Annotated in this window: 20 protein-coding genes; 19 read left to right on the top strand and 1 reads right to left on the bottom strand. The window is 62.4% G+C overall.

What is annotated here, in order from left to right:
- Nucleotides 1-40: 40 nt before the first annotated feature.
- Both ACI3L3_RS14930 and clpB read left to right on the top strand, forming a co-directional pair.
- Complete coding sequence (locus tag ACI3L3_RS14930) at nucleotides 41-355, top strand: chaperone modulator CbpM (protein ID WP_404845945.1); 315 nt, start codon at nucleotides 41-43, stop codon at nucleotides 353-355.
- 80 nt (nucleotides 356-435) lie between these two features.
- Nucleotides 436-3030 carry an ATP-dependent chaperone ClpB gene (gene clpB / locus ACI3L3_RS14925; protein ID WP_404845944.1) on the top strand — a complete coding sequence of 865 codons (2595 nt, stop codon included), beginning with the start codon at nucleotides 436-438 and terminating at the stop codon, nucleotides 3028-3030.
- 689 nt (nucleotides 3031-3719) lie between these two features.
- Here clpB and ACI3L3_RS14920 read toward each other — a convergent pair.
- Nucleotides 3720-4775: an HD-GYP domain-containing protein gene (locus ACI3L3_RS14920; RefSeq protein ID WP_404845943.1), complete on the bottom strand. Its 1056-nt coding sequence runs from the start codon at nucleotides 4773-4775 to the stop codon at nucleotides 3720-3722.
- 466 nt (nucleotides 4776-5241) lie between these two features.
- Here ACI3L3_RS14920 and mraZ point away from each other — a divergent pair, with 466 nt between their 5' ends.
- The 17 genes from mraZ (at nucleotide 5242) to ACI3L3_RS14835 (ending at nucleotide 24935) form a co-directional block, all read left to right on the top strand.
- Nucleotides 5242-5697: a division/cell wall cluster transcriptional repressor MraZ gene (mraZ, locus tag ACI3L3_RS14915; RefSeq protein ID WP_404846053.1), complete on the top strand. Its 456-nt coding sequence runs from the start codon at nucleotides 5242-5244 to the stop codon at nucleotides 5695-5697.
- 21 nt (nucleotides 5698-5718) lie between these two features.
- Complete coding sequence (gene rsmH, locus ACI3L3_RS14910; RefSeq protein WP_404845942.1) at nucleotides 5719-6702, top strand: 16S rRNA (cytosine(1402)-N(4))-methyltransferase RsmH; 984 nt, start codon at nucleotides 5719-5721, stop codon at nucleotides 6700-6702.
- Entirely contained in the window at nucleotides 6699-7016 is a 318-nt protein-coding gene (locus ACI3L3_RS14905; RefSeq protein ID WP_404845941.1) for a hypothetical protein, read from the top strand. Before rsmH ends, ACI3L3_RS14905 begins: the two co-directional genes overlap by 4 nt.
- The gene (locus tag ACI3L3_RS14900) at nucleotides 7016-8986 is read left to right on the top strand and encodes a penicillin-binding transpeptidase domain-containing protein (protein ID WP_404845940.1); all 1971 of its coding nucleotides are present in this window, start codon (nucleotides 7016-7018) and stop codon (nucleotides 8984-8986) included. The genes ACI3L3_RS14905 and ACI3L3_RS14900 overlap by 1 nt, the downstream gene beginning before the upstream one ends.
- A 7-nt stretch (nucleotides 8987-8993) precedes the next feature.
- A complete protein-coding gene (locus ACI3L3_RS14895) occupies nucleotides 8994-10433 on the top strand; it encodes a UDP-N-acetylmuramoyl-L-alanyl-D-glutamate--2,6-diaminopimelate ligase (protein WP_404845939.1) in 1440 nt (479 codons plus the stop codon).
- Between the two features lie 2 nt (nucleotides 10434-10435).
- Entirely contained in the window at nucleotides 10436-11830 is a 1395-nt protein-coding gene (gene murF, locus ACI3L3_RS14890; RefSeq protein ID WP_404846052.1) for a UDP-N-acetylmuramoyl-tripeptide--D-alanyl-D-alanine ligase, read from the top strand.
- Nucleotides 11827-12903 (top strand): phospho-N-acetylmuramoyl-pentapeptide-transferase, encoded by a 1077-nt coding sequence (gene mraY / locus ACI3L3_RS14885; protein ID WP_404845938.1) that lies wholly within the window; start codon nucleotides 11827-11829, stop codon nucleotides 12901-12903. Before murF ends, mraY begins: the two co-directional genes overlap by 4 nt.
- A gap of 6 nt (nucleotides 12904-12909) precedes the next feature.
- Nucleotides 12910-14211 carry a UDP-N-acetylmuramoyl-L-alanine--D-glutamate ligase gene (gene murD / locus ACI3L3_RS14880; protein ID WP_404845937.1) on the top strand — a complete coding sequence of 434 codons (1302 nt, stop codon included), beginning with the start codon at nucleotides 12910-12912 and terminating at the stop codon, nucleotides 14209-14211.
- Between the two features lie 3 nt (nucleotides 14212-14214).
- Nucleotides 14215-15351 (top strand): putative lipid II flippase FtsW, encoded by a 1137-nt coding sequence (ftsW, locus tag ACI3L3_RS14875; RefSeq protein ID WP_404845936.1) that lies wholly within the window; start codon nucleotides 14215-14217, stop codon nucleotides 15349-15351.
- A 2-nt stretch (nucleotides 15352-15353) separates the two neighbouring features.
- Entirely contained in the window at nucleotides 15354-16430 is a 1077-nt protein-coding gene (murG, locus tag ACI3L3_RS14870) for an undecaprenyldiphospho-muramoylpentapeptide beta-N-acetylglucosaminyltransferase (protein ID WP_404846051.1), read from the top strand.
- Between the two features lie 45 nt (nucleotides 16431-16475).
- Nucleotides 16476-17846, top strand: a complete 1371-nt coding sequence (murC, locus tag ACI3L3_RS14865) for a UDP-N-acetylmuramate--L-alanine ligase (protein WP_404845935.1) — start codon at nucleotides 16476-16478, stop codon at nucleotides 17844-17846.
- A gap of 16 nt (nucleotides 17847-17862) precedes the next feature.
- Nucleotides 17863-18747, top strand: a complete 885-nt coding sequence (murB, locus tag ACI3L3_RS14860) for a UDP-N-acetylmuramate dehydrogenase (RefSeq protein ID WP_404845934.1) — start codon at nucleotides 17863-17865, stop codon at nucleotides 18745-18747.
- Between the two features lie 122 nt (nucleotides 18748-18869).
- Complete coding sequence (locus ACI3L3_RS14855) at nucleotides 18870-19553, top strand: cell division protein FtsQ/DivIB (RefSeq protein WP_404845933.1); 684 nt, start codon at nucleotides 18870-18872, stop codon at nucleotides 19551-19553.
- 44 nt (nucleotides 19554-19597) lie between these two features.
- A complete protein-coding gene (ftsA, locus tag ACI3L3_RS14850) occupies nucleotides 19598-20824 on the top strand; it encodes a cell division protein FtsA (RefSeq protein ID WP_404845932.1) in 1227 nt (408 codons plus the stop codon).
- Between the two features lie 63 nt (nucleotides 20825-20887).
- Nucleotides 20888-22228 (top strand): cell division protein FtsZ, encoded by a 1341-nt coding sequence (gene ftsZ / locus ACI3L3_RS14845; protein ID WP_404845931.1) that lies wholly within the window; start codon nucleotides 20888-20890, stop codon nucleotides 22226-22228.
- Nucleotides 22229-22363: 135 nt separating this feature from the next.
- The gene (locus ACI3L3_RS14840) at nucleotides 22364-23761 is read left to right on the top strand and encodes a peptidoglycan DD-metalloendopeptidase family protein (RefSeq protein ID WP_404845930.1); all 1398 of its coding nucleotides are present in this window, start codon (nucleotides 22364-22366) and stop codon (nucleotides 23759-23761) included.
- A gap of 67 nt (nucleotides 23762-23828) precedes the next feature.
- On the top strand, nucleotides 23829-24935 hold the full coding sequence (locus ACI3L3_RS14835) for a glycosyltransferase (RefSeq protein WP_404845929.1): 1107 nt from the start codon (nucleotides 23829-23831) through the stop codon (nucleotides 24933-24935).
- The last annotated feature ends 43 nt before the right edge of the window (nucleotides 24936-24978 follow it).

Raw genomic sequence — 24978 nt, 5'->3', positions numbered from 1 at the left:
TCCATGTGGGCCGGGTGATGGCAAAGCAGGAGAGTGACGCATGCATAAGGATGATATCCGCGGCGAAAATATGCCGATTCCATCTCAGCTTGTTTCGTGGGCGGTGTTTGTGGAGCTGACGGCGGTGCACCCCTCGCGGCTTGGCGAACTCATCGACATTGGCTGGGTGGAACCCATGGAGGTGTCCGAACGCGGCACCTTCTTCCGCCCGCACGACATCTACCGGGTCCGCAAGCTGGTGCGCCTGTGCACGGACCTTGAACTCGGCGTTGTCGGCGGCAGCATCATTGTCGACCTCTTGGCCCGCATTGAGGAACTTGAAAACAGGGTTCAGAATCTCCAGCGTCTGCTGTGACGCATCCGCCGCGCCGGTCCGTGGGACGGGCGCGGCCATTCCACCGGACCACATCCGGAACCTCTGGAGGGAATGCCATTATGGATATGAACAAGTTTACGCAAAAATCCCAGACCGCCCTGAACGAGGCGCAGGACAAGGCCGTTACCCTTGGCCACCAGCAGGTGGATGCCGAGCATCTTCTGCTGGCCCTCGTGGAGCAGAAGGACGGCCTTGTGGGCCGCCTTATCGAAAAGGCGGGCTACGATCCGTCGGCCTATGCCAAGGCCGTGCGTGCGGAGCTAAAAAAGCTGCCGAAGGTCTCCGGCCCCGGCTCCGGTCCGGGACAGATATACGTTACCCAGCGCCTGAACGAGACCCTCGTCAAAGCGCAGGAACTCGCCGGCCGCATGAAGGACGAGTACGTCAGCGTGGAGCACATATTCCTTGTGCTGGCGGACGAACCCGCCTCTACCGGCGCGGGCCGCGTGAACCGCGACTTCGGCCTGAACCGCGACAAGATTCTGGCCGTGCTTACCGACGTGCGCGGCAGCCAGCGCGTCACCTCCGCCAACCCGGAGGAGACCTACGAGGCGCTGAAAAAGTACGGCCGAGACCTTGTGGAGGCCGCAAGGCAGGGCAAGCTGGACCCCGTCATCGGCCGTGACGAGGAAATCCGCCGCTGCATCCGCATCCTGTCGCGCCGCACCAAGAACAACCCCGTGCTCATTGGTGAGGCGGGCGTTGGCAAAACCGCCATTGTTGAGGGGCTGGCCCAGCGCATCCTGAAGCAGGACGTGCCCGAAGGCCTCAAGGACAAGACGGTCTTTGCGCTGGATATGGGCGCGCTCATTGCCGGTGCCAAGTACCGCGGCGAATTTGAGGAGCGCCTCAAGGCTGTACTGGCCGAGGTGGAAAAGTCCGCCGGGCAGATTCTGCTCTTCATCGACGAGATTCACACCATCGTCGGCGCGGGCAAGACCGAAGGCTCCATGGATGCGGGCAACCTGCTTAAGCCCATGCTGGCGCGCGGCGAGCTGCACTGCATCGGCGCAACCACCCTTGATGAGTACCGCAAGTACATCGAAAAGGACCCCGCGCTGGAGCGCCGCTTCCAGCCCGTGGTGGTCGATGAGCCGACCATGGAGGACACCATCTCCATCCTGCGCGGCCTAAAGGAGCGCTTCGAGGTGCACCACGGCGTGCGCATTGCCGACGGCGCTATTGTGGAGGCGGCGACCCTGTCCAACCGCTACATCACCGACCGCCAACTGCCGGACAAGGCCATTGACCTCATTGACGAAGCCGCGGCCATGATTCGTACGGAAATCGACTCCCTGCCGGCGGACCTTGACCATATCAACCGCAAGGTCATGCAGTTGGAGATTGAGCGCGAGGCCCTGAACCGCGAGACGGACGAAAAATCCCGCGAGCGCCTGCGCAAGCTGGAAAAGGAACTGGCCGACCTGCGCGAGGAACAGGCTTCGCTCACCGCGCAGTGGGAGAGCGAAAAAGGTTCCATTGAGGACGTGCGCAAAATCAAGGAGGACATCGAGAAAACCCGCCTTGCCATTGAGGAGGCGGAACGTTCGCTGGACTACAACCGCGCGGCGGAGTTGAAATATTCCACGCTGCCGGACCTTGAAAAGCGCCTGGCCACCTACGAGGGCGAACACGGCGACGAAACCCCGCGCCTGTTGCGCGAGGAAGTCGGTCCTGATGATGTGGCGCAGGTTATCTCGCGCTGGACGGGCATCCCCGTGGCGCGCCTCTTGGAAGGCGAGCGCGAAAAGCTCCTGCGGCTGGAGGACCAGCTTCATGAACGCGTGGTGGGGCAGGACCAAGCCGTCACTGCCGTGGCGGATGCCGTGCTGCGCGCCCGCGCCGGACTCAAGGACCCCAGCCGCCCCATTGGCTCGTTCATCTTCCTTGGCCCCACGGGCGTGGGCAAGACCGAACTGTGCAAAACCCTTGCGCAGGCGCTCTTTGACACCGAGGAAAACATGGTCCGGCTGGATATGTCCGAATATATGGAAAAGCACACCGTGGCGCGCCTTATTGGAGCGCCTCCCGGATACATCGGCTACGACGAGGGCGGCCAGCTGACCGAAGCCGTGCGCCGCAAGCCGTACTCCGTGGTGCTCTTTGACGAAATCGAAAAGGCGCACCCCGACGTGTTCAACACGCTGCTCCAGATTCTGGACGACGGCCGCCTGACGGACAGCCACGGCCGCACGGTGGACTTCAAGAACACCATTATCATTATGACGTCCAACCTCGGCTCCCAGTACCTCTTGGAGGGCATCCAGAAGGATGGTTCGCTGGCCGACGGCGTGGAGGAGCGCGTTATGGATACCCTGCGTGGCCACTTCCGTCCGGAATTCCTGAACCGCGTGGACGAGGTGGTGAACTTCAAGCCGCTGCTGGCCGAGCAGTTGAAGGCTATCATTGAGCTGATGCTGACCGGCCTGCGCCAACGCCTTGCCGAGCGCAAGATGACGCTGACGCTCACCGATGCGGCCAAGGCGCTCATCGCCGACGCGGCCTACGAGCCTGCCTTTGGCGCGCGGCCCCTGCGCCGTTATCTGCAGGCCCACGTGGAGACGCCCCTTGCCAAGGCCATCATCGGCAACACGGTGGGCGAGGGACAGGACGTGGTGGTGGACGCCGCCGAAGGCGGACTGCGCATCAGTTAGCGCGGTGACGGGCAGCGCATCCGGTCCGTATGGTCTGTACGCCCCGCAAAGGCGACAACTGCGCGGCTTGGCTTGTGGGAAGCCCTCACGGGACCCCGACCTTGCCTTCTTCGGCCACGGGCGGCGCTTCGTCCCTACGCGGCGTCGTCCGCCGTGGACTGCGCCGCGCTGCGGCCCAAAACAGCCTTCACACAGAGAGTGAATCACCCCACAGGGTGACAGCAACCACGCCCCGGCGGAGAGTGTCTCCGCCGGGGTGCCTTTCTTATGCGGCCTGCGGCAAGCTCCTCTGGAGAAGAACGGAGCGCTGGCGCGCCAGTGAGCGGGCCGGATACAAAGAAAAGCGCCCGGACAGGTGGACTGTCAGGGCGCTTGCAGTTTTGGGGAATTGCCGTATCGTGGCGCGGCGTTGCCGATCTTTGAAAACATGGCCTGTGGCAGGGTGTTTGCGGGATTTGCCCGCTGCTTCCCGGTGGCCTGAGGCCCCGCCTGATGGGCGGCGTTGTCAAGCGCAGTCCCGGTCACTCCGGAGTAAGGCGGTGCGTCCTTGACCACGGTTGGCGTATTCTGCGTGAGGTCAGCAGGCCGGAGCGGAGCCCCGGCGTCCGTGGCGTCCGTTCACGCTACGCCGACAGAATTGGACACAGGGAGGGGCGTAGACCGCTCCCACCGTCTCCCACTCCCACCTGTTACCACTTGCCGATGGTGATGGCGCTGTGCAGGAAGGTGACGATCTTTTGGTCGTACTTGCCGCTTTGGGCCTTGAGCTGGGCCACGGCGTCCTTAGGCTCCATGGCTTCGGCGTAGGGACGCTTGGAAATCATGGCGCAGTAGGAGTCCGCAATGGCGCAGATGCGGCCAAGGGGCGAAATGTCCGATTTTTTGTTCGGGTAGCCGGAGCCGTCAAGGCGCTCGTGATGTTCCATGATGCACTGCTGCATCTCGTCGTATTTCAGCCCCAACTTGAGGGCCATCTTGGAGCCGACGAGGGGGTGCATGTTCACCTTGTTGCGCTCGTCCTGCGTCAGGGATTTGGTCTTCTCGCGGATGAAGGCGGGAATTTTGGACATGCCCATATCGTGCAGGAACAGGGCAACGGTGACCTTGTCGTACACTCGGCGGTTAAAGCCGCCGGGGTAGACCTTGCCAAACAGCCAAAGTCCCAGACTGCCGGAGCTGAAGCTGTGGTGGGCGAGGGTGTGCTCCTTGTGCAGGCGGCGGGTAAAGGCCTTGATGCGGTTCAGGTCGCCCCACAGGTACTCGGTAAGCACCATCAGGTCGCCGTAGAGCTTGTCGAACACGGCCTGCACCGGCTGCTCAAGGAATTCATTGATGCGGTCCGTCAGGGCATGGCGGAAAATTTCCGCGATTTCCGCTTCCTTGAGGTGCTCGTCCTGCAGCACGAGGTCCAGCTGTTTACTGATGTGCTTGGAGTAGATGTGGTGGTCACTGCGGGCAAGGAAGATGTTGCCCTCCGCGCAAAGTTCTGCAAGTTTCTCCTGCTCGTCTTTGCCCACGCGTTCCCCGGTCTTTTTAAAGATGAGGATTTGGGCCACATCCTCCTTGAGGATGTAGATATTGAGCGGCGGACGAAACTTGGGAAAGCTGGACAGGATTTCAGGAGTGATCTGGTAGTATTCCTCGTCCAGATTATCCAAAATGCCTGATTTTGGTGAAGCCATGTGCGTCAGTACCTCGTAAGCAGGATTGTAGGAAACGTTTGCCGCAAGAATGTCGAGGTTCAAGCGGCCTCAAGTCACGTGGATAACACACTTTGCCTGTGTGAGGAAGTCTGCGAAAAGCCCCTTTTGCGCGGGGGCGCGGCGTGGGGCCGCTTTGCCGCCGCACTTTGCGGGCAGTAGGAAAGTGTCCTGCATGGGGCGGGGGAAGTCAATCCTTGCGAAGCGGTAGGAATGCGGCCGCTGTGGGCGCGCCCCTGCGTGTGAATGGTCTCTTTCATGGCCGGTGTGGCGTGGCCGCCGCCGCATCTGGTGACGCTTCATCGCTGTAGTGTCCTGTTCTTGCTCATTTTCTGCACGGCGTTTGGTGTCTTTTCACTGCGAGTTGCAGTTGGGGGTGATTCTCCGGGGAGTGTGGCAAGGCGGGGCCATTTCCCGAAAAGGCGTGAATGGCTGGCATTTCCCCTTGACATGCTCACCTTGTTTGGTGGTAATTTGTGGTAAAAGGTGGGTATGGGTGTATGCCATGAGCATGTTTAGAGGACATTCCTATAGAAGCCTCGACCCCAAGGGGCGGCTTATGCTTCCACCGGAATTCCGGTCAGCTGCGGCTGATATGGAGTCCGGCGAATGTCTTATGCTCACGAATTTTGACGGCTGCGCCGTCGGCTACCCCCTCCCCGAGTGGGAACGCATCGAAGAGAGTTTTAACCGGATTAATATGCTCGACTCGCGCCTGCGCAATTTTCAGCGCTTTTTCATCTCCGGCGCTATGGAGGTGAAGCTGGACAAGCAGGGGCGCATCCTCATCCCCCCGCATCTCAGACACTACGCGGGGCTGGAGAAGGACGTGGTCATCGCCGGAGTCGGGAGAAAGTTTGAAATATGGAACACGGACACCTTTGAGGCCAAGCGCCGCGAGATGGAGTCGAGCTTTGACGACGACATGTCCGCGCTGGCGGAAAAGGGGTTCGAACTGCGGCTGTAGAGGCGCGCGGGGAGAATGATTATGGGTCAGCAACAGCACGACCCCGCAAAGGTGCACATCCCCGTCCTGAGGGACGAGGTGATAGAGCACCTTGCGCCGCGTCCCGGTGGCCGCTATCTGGACGGCACCCTCGGAATGGGGGGCCATACCGAGGCCATACTCGACGCGGCGGGCGGCAAAGCCGAAGTTGTCGGCTGCGACCGCGACGCACAGGCACTTGCCCTTGCGCAGGAGCGGCTGGACCGCTTTGGCGACAAGGTCCACTTTGCGCACTGCCGCTTTAGTCAGTTTGAGCGCGCGCTGGATGAGTTCGGCTGGAACGAACTCGACGGCGCGCTTGTCGACATTGGCGTCTCGTCCCTGCAGATTGACGACCCCGAACGGGGATTCAGCTTTCTGGAGGACGGGCCGCTGGATATGCGTATGGGCACGCTGGGGGACAGCGAAACCGCATCCGCCATCGTCAACCGCGCCCACGTGGACCGATTGAAGCAAATCATCGGCCGCTACGGCGAGGAGCCCATGGGCGGGCGCATTGCCCGCGCTATTGAGGAAGCGCGGGCCAAGAAACCCATCGAAACCACCCTTGAGCTGGCCGCCATCGTGGAAGGGGCCTACCCGGCCAAGATGCGCGCCAAGTCGCGCCTGCATCCCGCCACCAGGACCTTTCAGGCCCTGCGTATGGAGGTCAATCAGGAGCTGCGGGAGCTTGAGGACTTTTTGGAGCGCGTGGTGCCGTACCTGAAGCCGGGTGCCCGGCTTCAGGTCATCTCGTTCCATTCCCTTGAGGACAGGATCGTCAAGCGCTTCTTCCAGCGCGAGGCCAAGGGATGCCTGTGCCCGAGGGAGCAGGTCATGTGCATATGCGGCCACTCGCCGCAGGTGAAGATTCTGACCCGCAAACCCGTGACGGCCAAGGATGAGGAACTGGCCGTGAATTCGCGCTCGCGCAGCGCCAAACTGCGCGTGGCGGAAAAACTTCAGGAACAAGAGCCGGGAAGATGAGGGGATTCAGGGACTGGCGGAGCGCCGCCGCAGCAACACTGCTGTTGACGTCCCTGCTTCTTGGCCTTGCGATGGTCTGGTGCAACATCGAGCGGATGGACCTCGCCTACAGCCTCAAGGAGCAGCAGGATGCGCTGGACGAGAGGCTGGCCTTGGTCTCCAAGCTGGAGGTGGAGCGAGATAATCTGCTCTCGCCGCACAGGTTGCGGCGTAAGGCGCGCGAACTTGGCCTTGGGCCGGGCGCGCCCGGTCGCATCAGACGCATGCACGATGGACTGGCGCATGATGAACCGCAACATGGAGAGCGTCCCTGATGGCTGCCTACTCGCCCCGTCATGCCAAAACGCGCGACTGGTGCCGAATCCGGCTCGTCGTGGTTGGGGTGGCGTTTGGCCTTTTTTGGCTTGGGCTGTGGGGGCGCGCCTTCTCGGTGCAGATTCTTGATGGCGAGCGCCTCGCCAAGCGGGCCAACAGGCAGCATCTGGCCAGTGAATTCACAAGTGGGGAACGGGGGCGGATCTTTGACAGCCGCGGGCGTGTACTGGCGCAGAGCGTCCAGTGCCGTTCCGTTTTTGCGCGGCCTCTTGATGTAGAGGACCCGCAGCGTGCCGCGCGCGAACTTTCGCGCGTGCTTGGCATCTCCTCGCGGCAGTTGTACGAGGACCTCACCGCCCACCGGCCCTTTGTGTGGCTGGAGCGGCAGGTGAGCGACCGCGAAGCCGCGGAGGTGGACAAGCTGGACTTTCCCGGCGTGCACCTCGTCACCGAGTATAAGAGACTCTACCCCAACGGCCATCTGGCCGGTCAGCTTCTGGGCTTTTGCGGCCTGGACGGCACCGGGCTGGAGGGCCTTGAACTGTCCCTGAACGATGCGCTGACGGGCCAAAGCTCCAAGACCATCGTCCAGCGCGACGCGCGCGGGCGCATGCTCTACCTCAATGGCGACATGGAGGACTCCGGGCGTGGGCAGGACGTGCACCTTACCATCGACGCGGACATTCAGGCCGTGGCCGAACGCGCCCTTGAGCGCTCCGTCACCCGCTACAGCGGCAAGTCTGGAACCTGCCTTGTGGTGGATGTCGATTCCGGCTCCATCCTCGCCTGGGCGCAGTACCCGTATTTCAATCCCAATATCTACGGTCAGTACGGGCCGGACATCTGGCGCAACCGCATCGCCCTTGATGCGCTGGAGCCCGGGTCCACCTTCAAGCCCTTTGTCATTGCCGCTGCGCTGCAGGAAGGCGTTGTGGCGCCGGACACCAAGCTGGATTGCGAGGGCGGACGCTATCGCCTTGACGGCGTCACCATCCGCGATACCCACGACTATGACGACCTGACCGTCTCTACCATTCTCAAGAAGTCCTCCAACATCGGCATGTCCAAGATTGCCTTGGAGCTTGGCGCGGAGCGGTTCTACACGTATCTGCGCCGCCTTGGCTTTGGCGAGCGCCTTGATATGCCTCTTGCCGGGCAGAGCCGGGGCATCCTGCGCGATCCGGGGCGCTGGCAGCGGGTGGACACCGCGTCCATCGCCTTTGGGCAGGGCATTGCCACCACGGCGCTGCAAATGGCGCAAGGCTATCTGTGCATTGCCGACGGGGGCGTTCTGAGGCCGCTGCGCATCGTGGAAAACGCCGCGCCGCAGGCCCCAAGCCAAAAAGTTTTTGATTCGACTGTGACGTCGCAGGTGCTGCGTATGCTCCGCGACGTCGTGGAGGCAGACGGCACGGGACGCCGCGCACGCATCGACGGCATGGATGTGGGCGGCAAGACCGGCACCGCGCAGAAGGCTTCGGCCTCCGGCGGCTACGGCAACAAGTATCTGGCCTCGTTCGTGGGGCTGTTTCCTGCCGAAACGCCGCGGTATCTGGTGATGGTAATGGTTGACGAACCGCATCCTCAGCATTACGGCGGCGTGGTTGCCGCTCCTGCCGTGAGGGACATTGCGCTCGGCGCCATGGCGTACCTTGGCGAGTTGCCCGACGTGGCCGCCAAGAATGCCTTTGCCGCCGGCAAAGGAGGGTCAGCATATGGTCGGACGCTTCCTCGTAGAGTGCATCGCAAGGCTGTTCCCATCACAGACGCCGCGGGCGCACACGCCGTGCCCGACGTTGTCGGAATGCCCCTCAGGCAGGGCATCGCAGTTTTCGCAAACGCAGGGGTTATGCCGGACCTCCGCGGTAAAGGATACATCATCGGCAAGCAGAGCCCCGCGCCGGGAACGCCGTGGAAAGACGCACGGCGGGCAGTCCTGTGGCTGTCCGACGCGCAGGGGCGGAGTTGATGCGAGCATGAAGAATATATGGAATACGCTTGTCCAGGCTGTCTCGGACGGGCTGATGGTACGGTCGGACTCCCGTCAGGTGAACCCTGGCGAGGTCTTTGTTGCTGCCCCGGGCGCCAGTGTTGATGGCGCCGCGTTTATCCCCAGCGCCCTTGAGCGCGGGGCCAAGTGGATTGTGGCCCGCCCGGGCACCACGCTGCCAGACGGCGCAGACGCCACACTGGTGGAGCACGAGGAGCCGCGAAAGGCCCTTGGCGAGCTGGCCGCCGCCTACTTTAAAACCGCCGAGCACGGGCAGACCGTTATCGGCATCACGGGCACCAACGGCAAGACCACCGTCACATACATGTTGGAACACGTCCTTGCCGCCGCTGGCCGCAAGGTTGGCGTTATTGGCACTGTGAACTACCGCTGGCCCGGCTTTGCGCTGGACGCGGCCATGACCACGCCGGACTGCTGGCAACTGCATGAAATCATGGCCAATATGGCCGCCGCAGGTGTGGACACCGTCATCATGGAAGTTTCGTCCCACGCCCTTGATCAGGACCGTGTGGCGGGCCTTGGCTACGACGTGGCCGTGCTGACCAACGTGACGCAGGACCATCTGGACTACCACAAGACCATGGACGCCTACTTTAACGCCAAGGCGCGCCTATTCACCGACGTGCCGAAGGCGGGCAAGACCACGGTCATCAACGTGGACGACCCCTATGGCCGCATCCTGCTGGACCGCTGTCCCGACGCCATCGGCTACGGCCTGTACTACCCGGCGACGGGCGAGGCGCGCGGGCTGTGGGGCGACATTGTGTCCTGCGATTCGCGCGGGGTGCACCTGTCCATGAAGTTCGGCGAGGAGCGCTGGGAACTCCAGTCCCCGCTTATCGGCAAGCACAACGCGTCCAACCTGCTGGCAGTGCAGGGCGCGGCCCTTGCCCTTGGCGTGAAGCCCCGCCGCCTGAAGGCGCTGGAGAAGTTCTGCGGCGTTCCCGGACGCCTTGAGCGCATCGACAACCGCCGCGGGCTGAATGTGTTCGTGGACTATGCGCACACGCCGGACGCTTTGGAGAATGTTCTCTCCAGCGTGAAGGAACTCGATTTCAAGCGTCTGTTTGTGGTGTTTGGCTGCGGCGGCGACCGCGACCGCGCCAAGCGTCCGCTCATGGGCGAGGCCGTCAGCCACTACGCCGATGTGGCGGTGCTGACCTCGGACAATCCGCGCAGCGAGAATTCCGTCGCCATTATGAATGATGTGCGCCCCGGTTTGTCGAAGTGCAAGTACGTCATCGAGAACCCCGACCGCCGCGGCGCCATCACCGCCGCCCTTGGCGAGATGCGCTCCGGCGATGTGCTGGTCATTGCGGGCAAGGGGCACGAGACGTATCAGGAAATCCGCGGAACGCGTCTGCCCTTTAGCGACGCGCAGGTGGTCAGGGAGATCACGTCGTGAACATGACCCTCGCTCAGGCCGCAGCCGCCATGAACGCGTGTGGCGACATCGACCCTGCACTGCAGGAGCGCCACATTGCGGCGGTGCGTACGGACAGCCGGGCCGTTCGGCCCGGAGACCTGTTTGTCTGCCTGCCGGGCGCCAAGTTCGATGGTCATAACTTTGTGGAGCAGGCCGTGGCCAGCGGCGCCATTGCCGTGCTGGCCGAGCGGCCCCTGCCCGAGATCATGGACCGGGTGCCTGTGCTGATGGTTACGGATTCCCTTGCCGCGCTGGGCCGCCTTGGCGCGTACTGGCGCAGCCGGACCAGCGCTACCGTGGTGGCTGTGACCGGTTCTGCCGGCAAGACCACCGTCAAGGAGATGCTGGCATCCATCCTTGCGGAAGTGGGCGAGACGGCGCGCAACTACAAGAATTTCAATAATCAACTCGGCGTGCCCATGTGCATGCTGGACTTTACCGGCGACGAGCGGTTCTGGGTGCTGGAGCTTGGCATTAGCCAGCCGCACGACATGAACGAGCTTGGCGCCATTGTCCGCCCGGACCGCGCGGTTATCGGCAATATCGGTCCCGCGCATTTGGAAGGGCTGGGCGACCTTGACGGCGTGGCCCGGTGCAAGACCGACCTCCTCGACTTTGTGGCGGATGGCGGGCGCGCCTATGTGAGCATGGACTATCCCCAGCTGTGGCAGGCCGCGACATCGCGCTTTGCCTTGACGGTTGGGTTTTCCACCACGGGCCGGTCGGACCGGTTCAGCGCGCGCTACCTCGGCCATAACGAGGAGGGCGGGCAGTACGAACTGGTGCTGGACGGCGAGCGTGTGGACATCACCATGCCGCTGTGCGGTGCGTATCAGGCCGAAAACATGCTTGCGGCGGCAACCGCTGCCCATGACCTTGGCGCGGGCCCGGAGCACATTGCGCGCGGCCTGCGCAAGGCGGCCCTGCCCGAGCACCGCAGCGCCTGCCTGCCCGTTGGCGGGTGGACCCTTGTGGACGACGCCTACAACGCCAATCCGCTGGCCATGCACCGCGCCGTTGACAGTGCGGCGGATATGGCCGGGCGTGCCCCCCTCGTTCTCGTCCTTGGGGCGATGCGCGAGCTGGGCGACACCGCGGCGGACCTGCACCGCGAGCTTGGGCGCGCCATTGCGGCGACCCCGGCGCAGGCGGTGTTCTACGAAGGCGAACACGCCGAAGATGTGGCCGCGGGCCTTGGCAATGGCGAGTGGCCGGGCCAGTTTGTCCGCCTGTCCTCGCCGGAGGCCTTTCCCGAAGCCTTTGGCGCCCTCGGCCTTGACGGCGGCGTGGTCCTGTTCAAGGGCTCGCGCTCTACGCAAATGGAACGTTATGTCCAGTCCCTGTCGGACTGGCTCAGTAAAGAGAGCACAGCATGATCTATAATCTGCTTTACCCGCTTTCCAGCGATATAAGCCTGTTCAACGTGTTCCGGTACATCACGTTCCGGAGCGTCTGGGCGCTGCTGACGGCGCTGCTGCTGACCATCGTCATCGGCCCTGCCTTTATCCGCCTGCTCAAGCGAATCAAGTGCGGCCAGCATATCCATGAGGATGTGTCCGCGCACATGTGCAAGGAAGGAACGCCCACCATGGGCGGCCTGCTCCTTGGCTTTTCCCTGCTCACGGCAGTGTTTTTGTGGGCGGACCTGACCAATGTGTACGTGTGGCTGGCGGTGTTTGTGTTTACGGGCTTTGGGGCCATCGGCTTTATTGATGATTACCTCAAGGTGGTGAAAAAACAGAATAAAGGCCTCTCCGCCCTTGGTAAAATGTCCCTGCAGCTGCTTGTTGCGGGCATTGCCATGTTCTTTCTCATCCAGCAGCCTGCCTATGACACGCACCTCGCGTTTCCCTTCTTTAAGGGCCTGCGGCCTGACCTTGGGTGGTTCTACCTGCCCTTTGCCGTGCTGGTCATTGTTGGCTCGTCCAACGCCGTGAACCTGACCGACGGCCTTGATGGCCTTGCCATTGGTCCCAGCATTGTGGCGGGCGCGTGCTTTGTGGTGTTCGTCTACGTGTCTGGCCACTCGGAAATCGCCAAATATTTACAGATTCCCTACATGGCTGGGATGGGCGAAGTGACGGTGTTCTGCGGCGCGCTGGTTGGCGCGGGGCTTGGTTTTTTGTGGTTCAACGCCTATCCGGCGCAGGTCTTTATGGGCGATGTGGGCTCGTTGTCCATCGGCGCGACCCTCGGTTTCATCGCCGTGCTGTGCAAGCACGAGCTGGTGCTGGTCATCGTTGGCGGGCTGTTCGTCATTGAGACGTTCTCGGTCATCCTGCAGGTGGGGTACTTCAAGTTCACGGGCGGCAAGCGCATTTTCCGCATGGCGCCGCTGCATCACCATTTTGAGCTGAAGGGCATCCCGGAGTCCAAGATCATCACCCGGTTCTGGATTCTGTCCATCCTGCTGGGCCTTTTTGCCCTTTCAACCCTGAAGCTGAGGTAGCCGGTCATGCAGACGCAGCTTGAGCAGACAATGACTGGCAAACGGACCGTGGTGGTGGGCGCGGGCACCTCCGGCCGCAGTGCGGCGCGCCTTGTGCGCGCCCTTGGCGCGGACGTGACGCTTCTGGACGCCAACGAAAACGCGCTGGACGACACCCTGCGTGCGCAGCTGGAAGGCGAGGGTATTGTCCTGCGCTTTGGCCCCCACAAGCCGGACTATTTTGACGGCGCGGACACGGTGGTGCTGTCTCCGGGCGTGCCCGCACGGAAAATCCGCGCGCTGTTCCCCATGGATGTTGCCCCGGAGATCATGTCCGAGCTGGAACTGGCCGGGCGCTACGCCAGCGGCCGCGTTTTGGCCATTACGGGCACCAACGGCAAGACCACAACCACCGCCCTGTGCGCCCACGTGCTGCGCCATATGGGCCTGTCGGTCTTCGAGGGCGGCAACATTGGCACGCCCCTGTCCGAGCATGTGCTCTCCGGACGCAGCGCCGACGCGCTGGTGTTGGAAGTCTCCAGTTTTCAGGCGCAGAACTGTACGTCCTTCCGCCCCGAAGTGGCGGTGCTCCTGAACCTTACCGAGGACCATCAGGACTACCACGCGGACATGGACGAATACCTGCGCGCCAAGCTGAATCTGTTCGCCTTCATGACCGACGAGGACCTCGCCATCGTGCCTGCGGACATGCGCGAAAAGCTGGAGGAATACAGCTTCACCGCCGCGCGGGTGCGGTTCTTCGAGTCCACGGACCGCTTTGAGTGCGACAGGCTCCCCGGCGCGCACAATCAGGCGAACATGGAGGCCGCGTATCAGGCGCTGCGACGCTTTGGCGTCAACGAGCGCGACATGCGCGAGGCCCTGGCGACCTTTGAGCCGCATCCCCACCGCCTTGAGCGGGTTGGTGAGCATGCGGGCGTGACCTTTGTGAATGATTCCAAGGCGACTACCGTGGCGTCCCTCAAGGCCGCGCTGGAGGCCTTTGAACAGCCTGTGTTGCTGCTGGCCGGCGGCAAGTACAAGGGCGGCGACCTTAAGGCGCTGGCTCCGCTGTTGCGGCGCAAGGTCCGCGCGGTGTGCCTGTTTGGCGACAGCCGCCACATTTTTGAGCAGGCATGGGCGGGCAATGTGCCGCTGGCATGGGAGCGCGACATGGAGGGCGCGGTGCGCCGCCTGATGACATGGGCGGAATCCGGCGACGTGATGCTGCTGTCTCCGGCCACGGCCAGCTATGACCTGTACAACAACTACTGTGAACGCGGCGACGACTTCCGCCGTATATTCAACCTGTTGGAAGAGGAGCTGTAGAACATGGCGAAAGCCGCCGCAAAGACCGCACCCGGCAACCAGCGGGAGAAGGGGCAGGGACAGCGCTTTGATTATGTGCTGCTTTCCGCCGCGCTTATGCTGCTGTGCACGGGCATGGTCATGGTCATGAGCGCTTCGGGCGTGATGGCCGGGCGGCAGTTGGGCGACCCCTACATCTTTTTCCGCAAGCAGGCGCTGTTTACGTTGGCGGGCCTTGGGGTGATGACGGTGTGCTTTTTCACCTCGCGCAAGGTGTTCTACAAGCTGACCTACCTGTGGCTGTTTGGCGCCATGGCCCTTATTCTGCTGACGCTCACGCCCCTTGGCGTGGAGGCGGGTGGCGCGCGGCGCTGGCTGCGCTTTGGCGGGCTGTCCCTGCAGCCGCTGGAGTTCAGCAAAATCGCCCTTGTGTTCTATCTGGCCTATTTTTTCAGCCACAAGCAGGACCTCGTCAAAACCTTCAGCGTGGGGTTTGTGCCCCCGGTTTTTGTGACGGGCACGTTGTGTCTGCTGCTTCTGCTGCAGCCGGATTTCGGCGGGGCCGTGTTTCTGTGCGGAATTCTTTTCCTTATGAGCCTTGTGGGCGGGACAAGCCTCGTGTACCTCGGGTCCTCCGTCCTGCTGGCGGCGGGGTGTGCGTGGATGCTGGTCATCCGCGAGCCGTACCGCGTCAAGCGATTGACGGCCTTTTTGCACCCCTTTGAGAATGCACAGGATTCAGGGTATCAGCTTGTGCAGTCGCTCTATGCCTTTGGCTCCGGCGGCTGGACGGGCGTTGGCCTTGGCGCGGGCAAGCAGAAGCTCCTCTTCCTGCCCGAGGCGCACAACGACTTCATCATGGCCGTGGTGGGCGAGGAACTGGGCTTTCTCGGCGTCTCGCTGGTCTTCGTCATCATGGGGACGCTGCTTTGGCGCGGCTTTGCCGTAGCCTGCGCGCAGGAGGATGCCCAGGATAGGTTCACCGCCCTTGGCATGGTGCTCATCCTCGCCATGGGCGCGGTGATGAATATGGCCGTGGTCCTTGGCGCAGCGCCGCCCAAGGGCGTGCCCATGCCCTTTATCAGCTACGGCGGCTCCAGCCTGTTTGTGACCTGCATCTGCGTCGGCATGCTGCTGAATCTGTCGCGGAGAAAGAATTGATGATTGAACGCGTCATCCTGACCACCGGAGGAACCGGTGGACATATATTTCCAGCCCTCGCCGTGGCCGAGGAGCTGCGCCGCCGCAATCCGGACGTGCGCATCCTCTTTGTCGGCGGGCGCTATGGCCGCGAGTCCCAGTTTGCGCAGGATGCGGGACTGGACTTCATCGGCCTGCCTGTCCGGGGCATCCTCGGGCGCGGCATCAAAGCTGTGGGCGCGCTGGCCGTCATGGGCGGCGCTGTGCTGCGCGCCCTTGGCATCCTTGGGCGCTTTGGCCCGCAGGCCGTTATCGGCTTTGGCGGGTACGCCTGCTTTGCCCCGGTGCTGGCCGCGCGCCTGCGCGGGGTGCCCTGCGCCGTGCACGAACAAAACAGCGTGCCCGGTGCGGCCAACAGGTTCCTCTCGCGCTTTACCAAGCGGGTGTTTGTGAGCTTCCCGGACGAGCGGGGCGCCTTTGCCTCGGACAAAACCGTGGAGACGGGCAACCCCGTGCGCGAAGTCATCCGCGGCCTCGCGGACAAAACCGTGGAGGAAGCCGGAACGCGCCGCGTTTTGGTGGTGGGCGGCAGCCTTGGCGCGCGGGCGCTGAACGACGCCGTTATCGCCAGCCTGCCGCACCTGCGTGAGAAAGGCATTGAGCTGTGGCACCAGACGGGCGACGCAGACTACGAACGCGTAAAAAGCGCCCTTGAGGGCGACGGCGCGGGCCTTTTTCGCGTGGAGCCGTTTATCCGTGACATGCGTGAGGCCTATGACTGGGCGGACATCGTCCTGTGCCGCTCCGGCGCAACCACGGTTGCGGAACTGGCGGTGGCGGGCAAGCCCAGCATTCTGGTGCCGTTCCCGCACGCCACGCACGACCACCAGACCGTGAACGCGGGGTTTCTGGATAAGGCCGGCGCGGCGGTGCTGCTGCCGCAGGCCGAGCTGGAAGGGACCGACCTTGCCGCGCGGCTGGACGACATTTTTCAGGAGCCGGGCCGACTGGCCCGCATGTCCGAGGCGGCACGCGCCCTTGGCGCGCCGCAGGCGGCCGGGAAACTGGTCGACGAGATCGAGGCAATGATCAACGCATAAAGCATGCATAACGGGGACCACCCCGGAAACGATACAAGTGGCCGCATGAAGAACAAGATTAAGAAAATCCATATGGTCGGCATCGGCGGGTCCGGCATGAACGGCATCGCCGAAGTGCTCATCAACCTCGGCTATGAGGTCGCAGGCTCTGACCTTGCGGACAACGCCGTAACGCAGCGCCTGAAAAGCCTTGGCGCAACCGTGCATCAGGGCCACGCCGCAGAGAACCTCGGCGACGCCGATGTGCTGGTGAAGTCCACCGCCGTCAGCGAGGACAACCCCGAGGTTGTGGAAGCGCGCCGTCAGGGCATTGCCGTCATCCCCCGCGCGGAGATGCTGGCGGAACTGATGCGCCTGAAGCAGGGCATCGCCGTGGCTGGTACCCATGGCAAGACCACTACCACATCGCTGCTGGCCACCATCTTTACCGAAGCGAAGCTGGACCCCACCGTCATCATCGGCGGCAGGCTCAACACTTTCGGCTCCAACGCGCTGCTGGGCGAGGGCGAATACCTTGTGGCCGAGGCCGACGAGTCCGACGGCTCGTTCCTGTGCCTTGCCCCCATCGTCACCGTGGTCACCAATATCGACATGGACCACATGGACTTTTACGAGGACATGGACGCCATCCGCGAGAGCTTTGTCAGCTTCATGAACAAGGTGCCGTTCTACGGCATGAACGTGGTCTGCGGCGACAATCCGGTGGTGCGCGAGATTCTGCCCCGCATCAAGCGTCCGGTGATGGTCTATGGCCTTGGCGAGGACTGCCAGCTGCGCGGCGTCATCAAGGAGTGCGAGGCCGAAAGCTGCTTCGACGTCTACTTTGAGGGCGAATACTGGGGCGAGGTGGTGCTTGGTCAGCCCGGCCACCACAACGTGCTGAACGCCCTTGGCGCCATTGGCGTGTCTATTGAGGCTGGCCTGTCCAAGGACGCCATCATCCGCGGCCTTGCCAACTTTGGCGGTGTTGGCCGCCGGTTCGAGCGCAAGGGCGAACGCGACGGCGTGCTGGTGGTGGACGACTACGGGCATCATCCCACGGAAATCATGGCCACCCTCGACACCGCGCGCCAGTGCTACCCGGACCGCAGGCTGGTTGTGGCCTTTCAGCCGCACCGCTTCACACGCACGCAGGCCCTGTTTGGAGAATTCTGCAAGGCATTCAGTCAGGTAGACACATTGATGCTCACCGAGATATACCCCGCAAGCGAGAAGCCGATTCCCGGCGTGAGCGGGCAGAGTCTTGCGCAGGGCATCCGGCAGGTATCGGAGACGGATGTGCAGTTCTTTGAGGATTTCGACGCCCTGTCGGGCGCATTGCCGGAGACGCTCCGTCCCGGCGATGTACTGCTGACGCTGGGCGCTGGGAATATCTGGACCATCGGCACGCAGTGGCTTGACGGCCGTAAAGGATAGCAGACGAGAGGGAACAATGGGACTCAAGGTTCTTCCGGGACCGAGCATGCAGCAGCGCACCACGCTTCGCCTTGGCGGCACCGCCACGGCAGAAATCGTTGTTGGGCATGTCAACGATCTGGATGAGCTGCCCGGAGCGCTGGAAAAGCTGGGTGTGCCGCCGCTCATGTTGGGCAAAGGCTCCAACCTGCTTGCCCGCGACGGCGAGCTCCCCCTTGCTCTTGTCCGTGTGCCCGAGCCGGCAAAGCCGGAAATCGTTGGCTTTTCCGGCGACCGCGTCACCGTGCGCGCCGACGCAGGCATGGGTCTGCCCGCCTTCCTGTCATGGGTGGCGTCCAAGGGCCTTGCCGGTATGGAAGGGCTTTCGGGCATCCCCGGCACCATCGGCGGCGCAGTGGCCATGAACGCCGGGTCCTACGGCACGGACATGAGCCGCGTTATGCGGCGGGTTCTGCTGTTTTCCCCCTGCTGCGGCCTGCGCTGGGCGGACCGCGAGGATGTGCTTACCGGCTATCGCCATTTTGCCCCGCGTACCGTGGACGAGTGGTTCCTCGTCATGGGCGTGGAGGTGGACCTGAAGGAAGACAGCCGCGAGGCCATCAAGTCCCGCATGGCGGAGACCATGAACACCAAACGGGCGTCCCAGCCGCTGGAGGCATGGAGCGCCGGATGCGTGTTCAAGAACCCGCAGGCGAACTCCGCCGGGCGGCTGCTGGATGAAGCGGGATTCCGCGGACGGCAACTTGGCGGCATGGCCTTCTCCGAGCGGCACGCGAACTTTTTGGTGAACACGGGTGGCGGGACCAGCGCCGACGCCCTTGCCCTCATTGCGGAGGCGCAGAGCGCCGTATCCCGCACACACGGGATAGACCTTGAGCTGGAAGTGAAGGTCATCCCATGAGCGCTGCGCGCGCTGTCCACACGAGGCGCGCAGCGGGCAGAAACGGCAGAAATCGTCCCCGGCGGACAGGGGGAACCCGGATACGTCCGGGAAAGGCCGTTATCTGGTTCTTTGTCATACTGATGGGAGCGGTGCTTGTCGGCACCATCAGCCTTGGGCTGCTTGTGGGCTTTCGGTGGGTGACCACCAGTCCCTTCTTTGCCCTGCGGTCCATCGAAGTGGTGGGGTGCACGCGCCTGACGCCCGAGGAAGTGGTGGACCTGTCCGGGGCCGAACTTGGGGACAACGTCCTTGAACTGAAGCTGCCGGACATCGAGGAACGCGTCTTTGCCCACCCGTGGACCAAGGTGGTAATGGTCCGGCGCATTTTGCCCGGACAACTGCGCATCACCATTGAGGAGCGCCATCCGGCCTACTGGATTCGTACCGTGGAAGGGCTGGCGTATGTGGACGCGCAGGGCGAGGTCATCGACAAAGTGGGCGCGGACCGGTTGGTGCCGCTGCCGCTTTTGGACATCGCCGAGGGAGCCGAGGAGGACGTGGACATCCTGCCCGAGTTTCTGCAGGCGGTGGTGCACACGGGGGTGCCGGTGACTGCGCAGGCAGCCAGCTTCATCCACGTGGGCACGCGCTCCGTGAAAATGATTTTTGACGACCCTTCGCTCACGCTGGTTGTGGAACGCGAAGGCTGGAAAAGGAATATGCACAGGTTGGGCCTGGTCTGGAACGACCTTGTGCGGCGCGGTGAAGCGCCGAACGTTGACGTCATACGCGTCGTCGGCGGCAAGGTTTTCGTCCGGGCCTAGAGCCTGTCCCGCCATGTGCGGGAGACATACGGAAGGAGAACGGCATGGCCAAGTCAGAACTCATAGTCGGTCTGGATGTCGGCACCACCAAGATTTGCGCGGTGGTCGGCGAGCTGACCCCCGATGGTGTCGATGTCGTTGGTATCGGCACCAGCCCGTCCCATGGACTGCGCAAGGGTGTCGTCGTGAACATCGAGCAGACCGTCCAGTCCATCAAAAAGGCCCTTGAAGAGGCCGAACTGATGGCTGGATGCGACATCCGCTCGGTGTATGCGGGCATCGCGGGAAGTCACATCAAGGGCTTCAACAGCCACGGCGTCATCGCCGTCAAGGGAGGCGAAGTCGCCCAGCGCGATGTCGAACGCGTCATCGACGCAGCCAAGGCCGTTGCCATCCCCCTTGACCGCGAAGTGCTGCATATCCTGCCGCAACAATACATCGTGGATGACCAGCGCGGCATTCACGACCCGCTGGGTATGGCTGGTGTGCGGCTGGAAGTGAAGGTGCACATCGTCACCGGCGCGGCAACATCCGCCCAGAACATCGTGCGCTCCTGCCATCGGTCGGGGCTGGATGTGGCGGACATCGTGCTGGAAGCTTTGGCGTCGTCCAAGTCCGTGCTCACCGAAGAGGAGCGCGAGATTGGCGTCGCCCTTGTGGATATTGGCGGAGGGACCACGGATGTGGCCATCATCTCCGAGGATTCCATTAAACACACGTCGGTTCTTGCCCTTGGCGGGGCGAACCTGACCAATGATATTGCCTTTGGCCTGCGTACCCCCATGGCCGCAGCGGAACAGATTAAAATCCGCTACGGCTGCGCGCTGGCCGAACTGGTGCCCGGCGATGAGTTCATCGAAGTGCCAAGCGTTGGCGACCGCGAACCGCGCCGCCTATCGCGGCAGGTGCTGGCCGACATCTGCGAGCCGCGCGTGGAGGAAATCCTCGCCCTCGTGGAGCAGGAACTGGCCCGCTCCGGCTTCAAGGACAAGCTTGGCGCTGGCGTCGTCCTTACGGGCGGCACAGCCCTCATCGAAGGCGTTCAGGAACTGGGCGAGCAGATATTCAACATGCCCACACGCATCGGCTACCCCCGTGAAATCGGCGGCCTGCGCGATGTGGTCAACAGCCCCATGTACGCCACCGCAGCCGGCCTGCTCCAGTACGGAGCCGAAAAGGAAGGCACGGGGCAGAACTTCAGCATGCGGGATGAAGGGATGTTCAACCGCATCTTGGGGAAGATGCGGAAATGGTTCATAGATGTGAAATAGCGGGGAATTTGCGCCCGTCATGCCAAAGGCGGGTTCACCCTTGGGGAAGGAAGGAGGATACGCATGGATTATTTGGAACTTGAAAACGAAAGCGCGGCGAAAATAAAAGTCGTCGGCGCGGGTGGCGGCGGCGGTAACGCTGTCAACAACATGATCAATTCGGCCTTGAAGGGCGTCACCTTCATTGCCGCAAACACGGACGTTCAGGCCCTGAACAAGTCCCGCGCCGAGTTCAAGATTCAACTCGGCGAAAAGCTGACCAAGGGCCTTGGCGCAGGTGCGGACCCCGAAGTGGGCCGCGAAGCCGCCACAGAGAGCATCGACCAGATTCGCGAGAGCCTCATGGGCGCGGACATGGTCTTCGTCACCGCCGGTATGGGCGGCGGCACCGGTACTGGTGCCGCTCCCGTCATTGCCGAGGTGGCCAAGGAAATGGGCGCCCTGACCGTGGGCGTGGTGACCAAGCCCTTCTACTTCGAGGGCAAGCGCCGTCTGGAAAGCGCCGAACGGGGGATTAAGAACCTCTCGGACAACGTGGACAGCCTCATCACCATCCCCAACGACAGGCTGCTGTCGCTGGCGTCCAAGAAGGCCACCTTCCTCGACATGCTCAAGAAGGCTGACGAGGTGCTCTACTACGCCGTGAAGGGTATTTCCGATCTCATCATGGTGCCCGGCCTCATCAACCTGGACTTTGCCGACGTGAAGGCCGTCATGGCCGAGTCCGGCCTTGCCATGATGGGTACCGGCATTGCGCGCGGCGAGTCCCGCGCCCGCGAGGCCGCCATGAAGGCCATCACCAGCCCGCTGCTTGAGGACGTCTCCATCGACGGCGCCCGCGGCGTGCTGATGAACATCACCTGCGGACCGGACCTTGCCATTGACGAAGTGGCCGAGGCCGCAAGCACCATCTCCGAGGCCGCGCACGAGGACGCCCGCATTTACTTCGGTACCGTCTTCGAGCAGGAAGCCAGCGACGAGATGCGCATCACCGTCATTGCCACGGGCATCGAGACCAAGCAGCAGGTGCCTGTTTCCGGCAACGGCGACGCGCTGTCCATGCTCAAGGGCATGCAGGGCGGTTCGGCCAAGAGCATGCGCACCGGCAGCGGTGGGAGCGGCGCGGCAGGCGCCCACCACGGGCAGAGCGCGCCCCAGCCGGCCCAGCCCCAGCAGCAGAACATGACCACGCCCAAGACCCTGTCCCGCGAGGACAGGCTCCGCCGCGCGGAACAGTTTGCCAAGAACGACCCGGACCTCCAGACGCCGACGTACCTCCGCCGTGGCAAGCGGGGGCAGGGCGCTGGCACCAACCCGCAGGTGGGATCGCAGGGAACGGAGGATTTCGTCTTTGACGAAGATGACTTCGAAACTCCCGCATTCCTGAGGGCTCAGGCCGACTAAGCAACTATGGGTATCCTCCCCGGTGAGGCCCGGAAGCTGTGTGTATTCCCCGCAGTGTTTTCCGGCCTCCGGGCTTCACACCCCCGCTGCGGCGGGGGACGGGGGCATTCTGCGTCATATGGAGATTGAACGGATTTGAGACGGAAACCTCGCAAGAACATCTTTGCCGATCCGACGCGCGTTCGGAAAAAGCGTATCTTCGCCGCCGCCTTCCTTGCTGTGGCCGCCTGCTTTGTGCTGGTGACCGTAGCCCTTTCCCCGCAAAGCGGCGGTTCCCCCGAACGTGCGGCGCAAACGGCGCACACTGACGGCAGCACCGAAACCGCGGAAACCACCGCAGGTGGATGCTCCGCCAAACATGATGCCGCCACTCCCCCGCCCGTGGCGGACGCGCCCGCTCCCGACCCGGCGCCGGTGTGCGAGGTTATCAAGGCCACCGTCAAAAGCGGCCAGACCGCGACGGCGCTCCTCGGGGATTGGCTCTCCCCGCTCGATATCCACAATCTCTCCGCCCTGTGCGACAAGGCCTTCCCCCTGTCCCGCATGCGCGTAGGGCGTCCGTACGCCATCACCACCGAAGACAAGGCGCTCAGGCGCTTTGAATACGAAATCGACAACGAGGAAAAGCTCGTTATCGACCGCACCGACGATGGGTTTGACGTCCGCGTGGAGGACATCCCCTACGATGTGAAAACCTGCGTGGTGGACGGCGCCATTGAATCCTCGCTGTACGGCGCGGTGCAAAACGCTGGCGAACATCCCGCCCTAGCGGTGCGCCTTGCCGATATCTTTGCGTGGGACGTGGACTTCATCCGCGACATCCGCGAGGGCGACTCCTTCCGCGCCATCGTGGAAAAGCGCTACCGCGAGGGCGAGTTTACGGGCTATGGCCGCATTGAGGCCGCCGAGTTCGTCAACCGCGGCGACAGATTCCGTGGGTACCTGTTTGCGGACAAAAACGGTGTCGAGCACTATTACGACGAAACGGGCAAGTCCCTGCGCAAGGCCTTTCTCAAGGCGCCACTGTCCTTTACGCGTATCTCGTCGGGCTATTCCATGAGCCGCCTGCACCCCATCCTCAAGATTCGCCGCCCACACCAGGGCATCGACTACGCCGCCCCGCGCGGCACGCCCATCAAGGCCATTGGCGATGGCGTCATCATCAAGCGTGCCCGTGGCAAGGGCGCGGGCAATTACATCAAGATTCGTCACAACAGCGTGTACGAGTCCGTGTATATGCACATGAGCCGCTACGCCAAAGGCACCCGCCGTGGCTCCCGCGTGAAGCAGGGGCAGGTCATCGGCTACGTTGGCGCCACCGGCTACGCCACAGGGCCGCACCTTGATTTCCGCATCAAGAAAAACGGCGCCTACGTCAACCCGCGCCACGTCAAATCCCCACCGGCAAACCCGGTCTCGGAGGCGCTGATGGCCCAATTCCAAGAAACCATCACCCCCCTCGCCGCCAAACTCGACAGCCTCGACACCCTCCACGCCGCAGCAGAGGACGCTGGGGATGTGGTGGTGAATTAGGGGCGGGGAGTCCTTGTGGCAGGAGCGCTTGGCGTTTACTGCTGTGCACTATGAATATGAGAAAGCAATGAAAATAGCATATATTGTTGGTGGACTTCCCTTTGGTGGAGTTGAGACATGGCTCTTGACGCTGCACAAGGAATTGACCAGCCGTGGGCATGAGCCCGTTGTAATCAATATTTCCGGAACGGGCATTTTTGAGGAAGAGTACCTTAAGGCGGGTATTACTCCTCATCACGTTGGGAACAGTACAAAAGTGCTGAAGACTACGCGCTTCGATACCACCAGAAAGCTACGAGCCTTGCTGAAGGAAATTGATCCGGACATTATCCATACGGCTCATTTTTCTGCGGACTATCATGGCCGATTGGCCTCCATTGGCCTTGGTAAGCCTGTGGTAACCCATTTGCGAAATATTAAGATAGAACCTCATTTTACTCGCCGCCTTGCCAACAGACTGCTTTCCTTTGCGACGGATATGTATATTGGTGTTGCTCAAGCCGTTGTTGATCAGGCTATTACGCCGTTTAATATGGCGCGCAGGCCAAGCCGGGCCTTGTACAATGCCATCAGCCTTGAGCGCCTGGATGCCTTTCCGGAAGTTGACCTTTTTGGTGTACTCCACGGGGACGGACCAGTGCTTCTTTCTGTGTGCCGTTTGGTGAAGCAGAAGAATATGGATGTGCTTATCAAGGCTTTCGCAGAGGTGAAGGCATCCATCCCGGACGCTGAACTGCTTATTCTTGGTGAAGGACCACGCCGGCAGAGTCTTGAGGAATTGGCGGAATCACTTGGAGTGGCTGAAAGCTGTCACCTCGCGGGATTCCGGCCTGATGTCGCTGGAATTTTGAAAGCCGTGGGCAAACGGCAAAGCCTGTTTGTTATGCCCTCTGATTATGAGGGCTTTGGCATTGCTCCGCTGGAGGCCTTCCACTACGGAATTCCTGCGCTGATTAGTCCCTTTGTTCCGCTTCAGGAAGTAGCGCGCGATGCGGCCGTTGTGTGTGGCCTTGAGCCACAAGAAGTTGCGCAGCATGCAATGTCCATTTTGTCAGACCGTTCGCGTTGGGAAGCGATGAGCAGTGAGGCAAAGGCTGTTGCAGAAGAGTTGAGCATCCAGAATCATGCGCGGCGGCTTCTTGAAATTTATGAAGAGGTTCTTGAAGGTCGCTGAGTATTGAAACGCCCTTGAAGTGCCGCGCGGAAGAAGACGATGT

The sequence above is a fragment of the Desulfobaculum sp. SPO524 genome, from assembly GCF_044987625.1.
Classification (GTDB): Bacteria; Desulfobacterota; Desulfovibrionia; order Desulfovibrionales; family Desulfovibrionaceae; genus Desulfobaculum.
The sequence above is the reverse complement of the archived record's forward strand: the minus strand, read 5'-3'. Positions and strand labels throughout refer to the sequence as shown.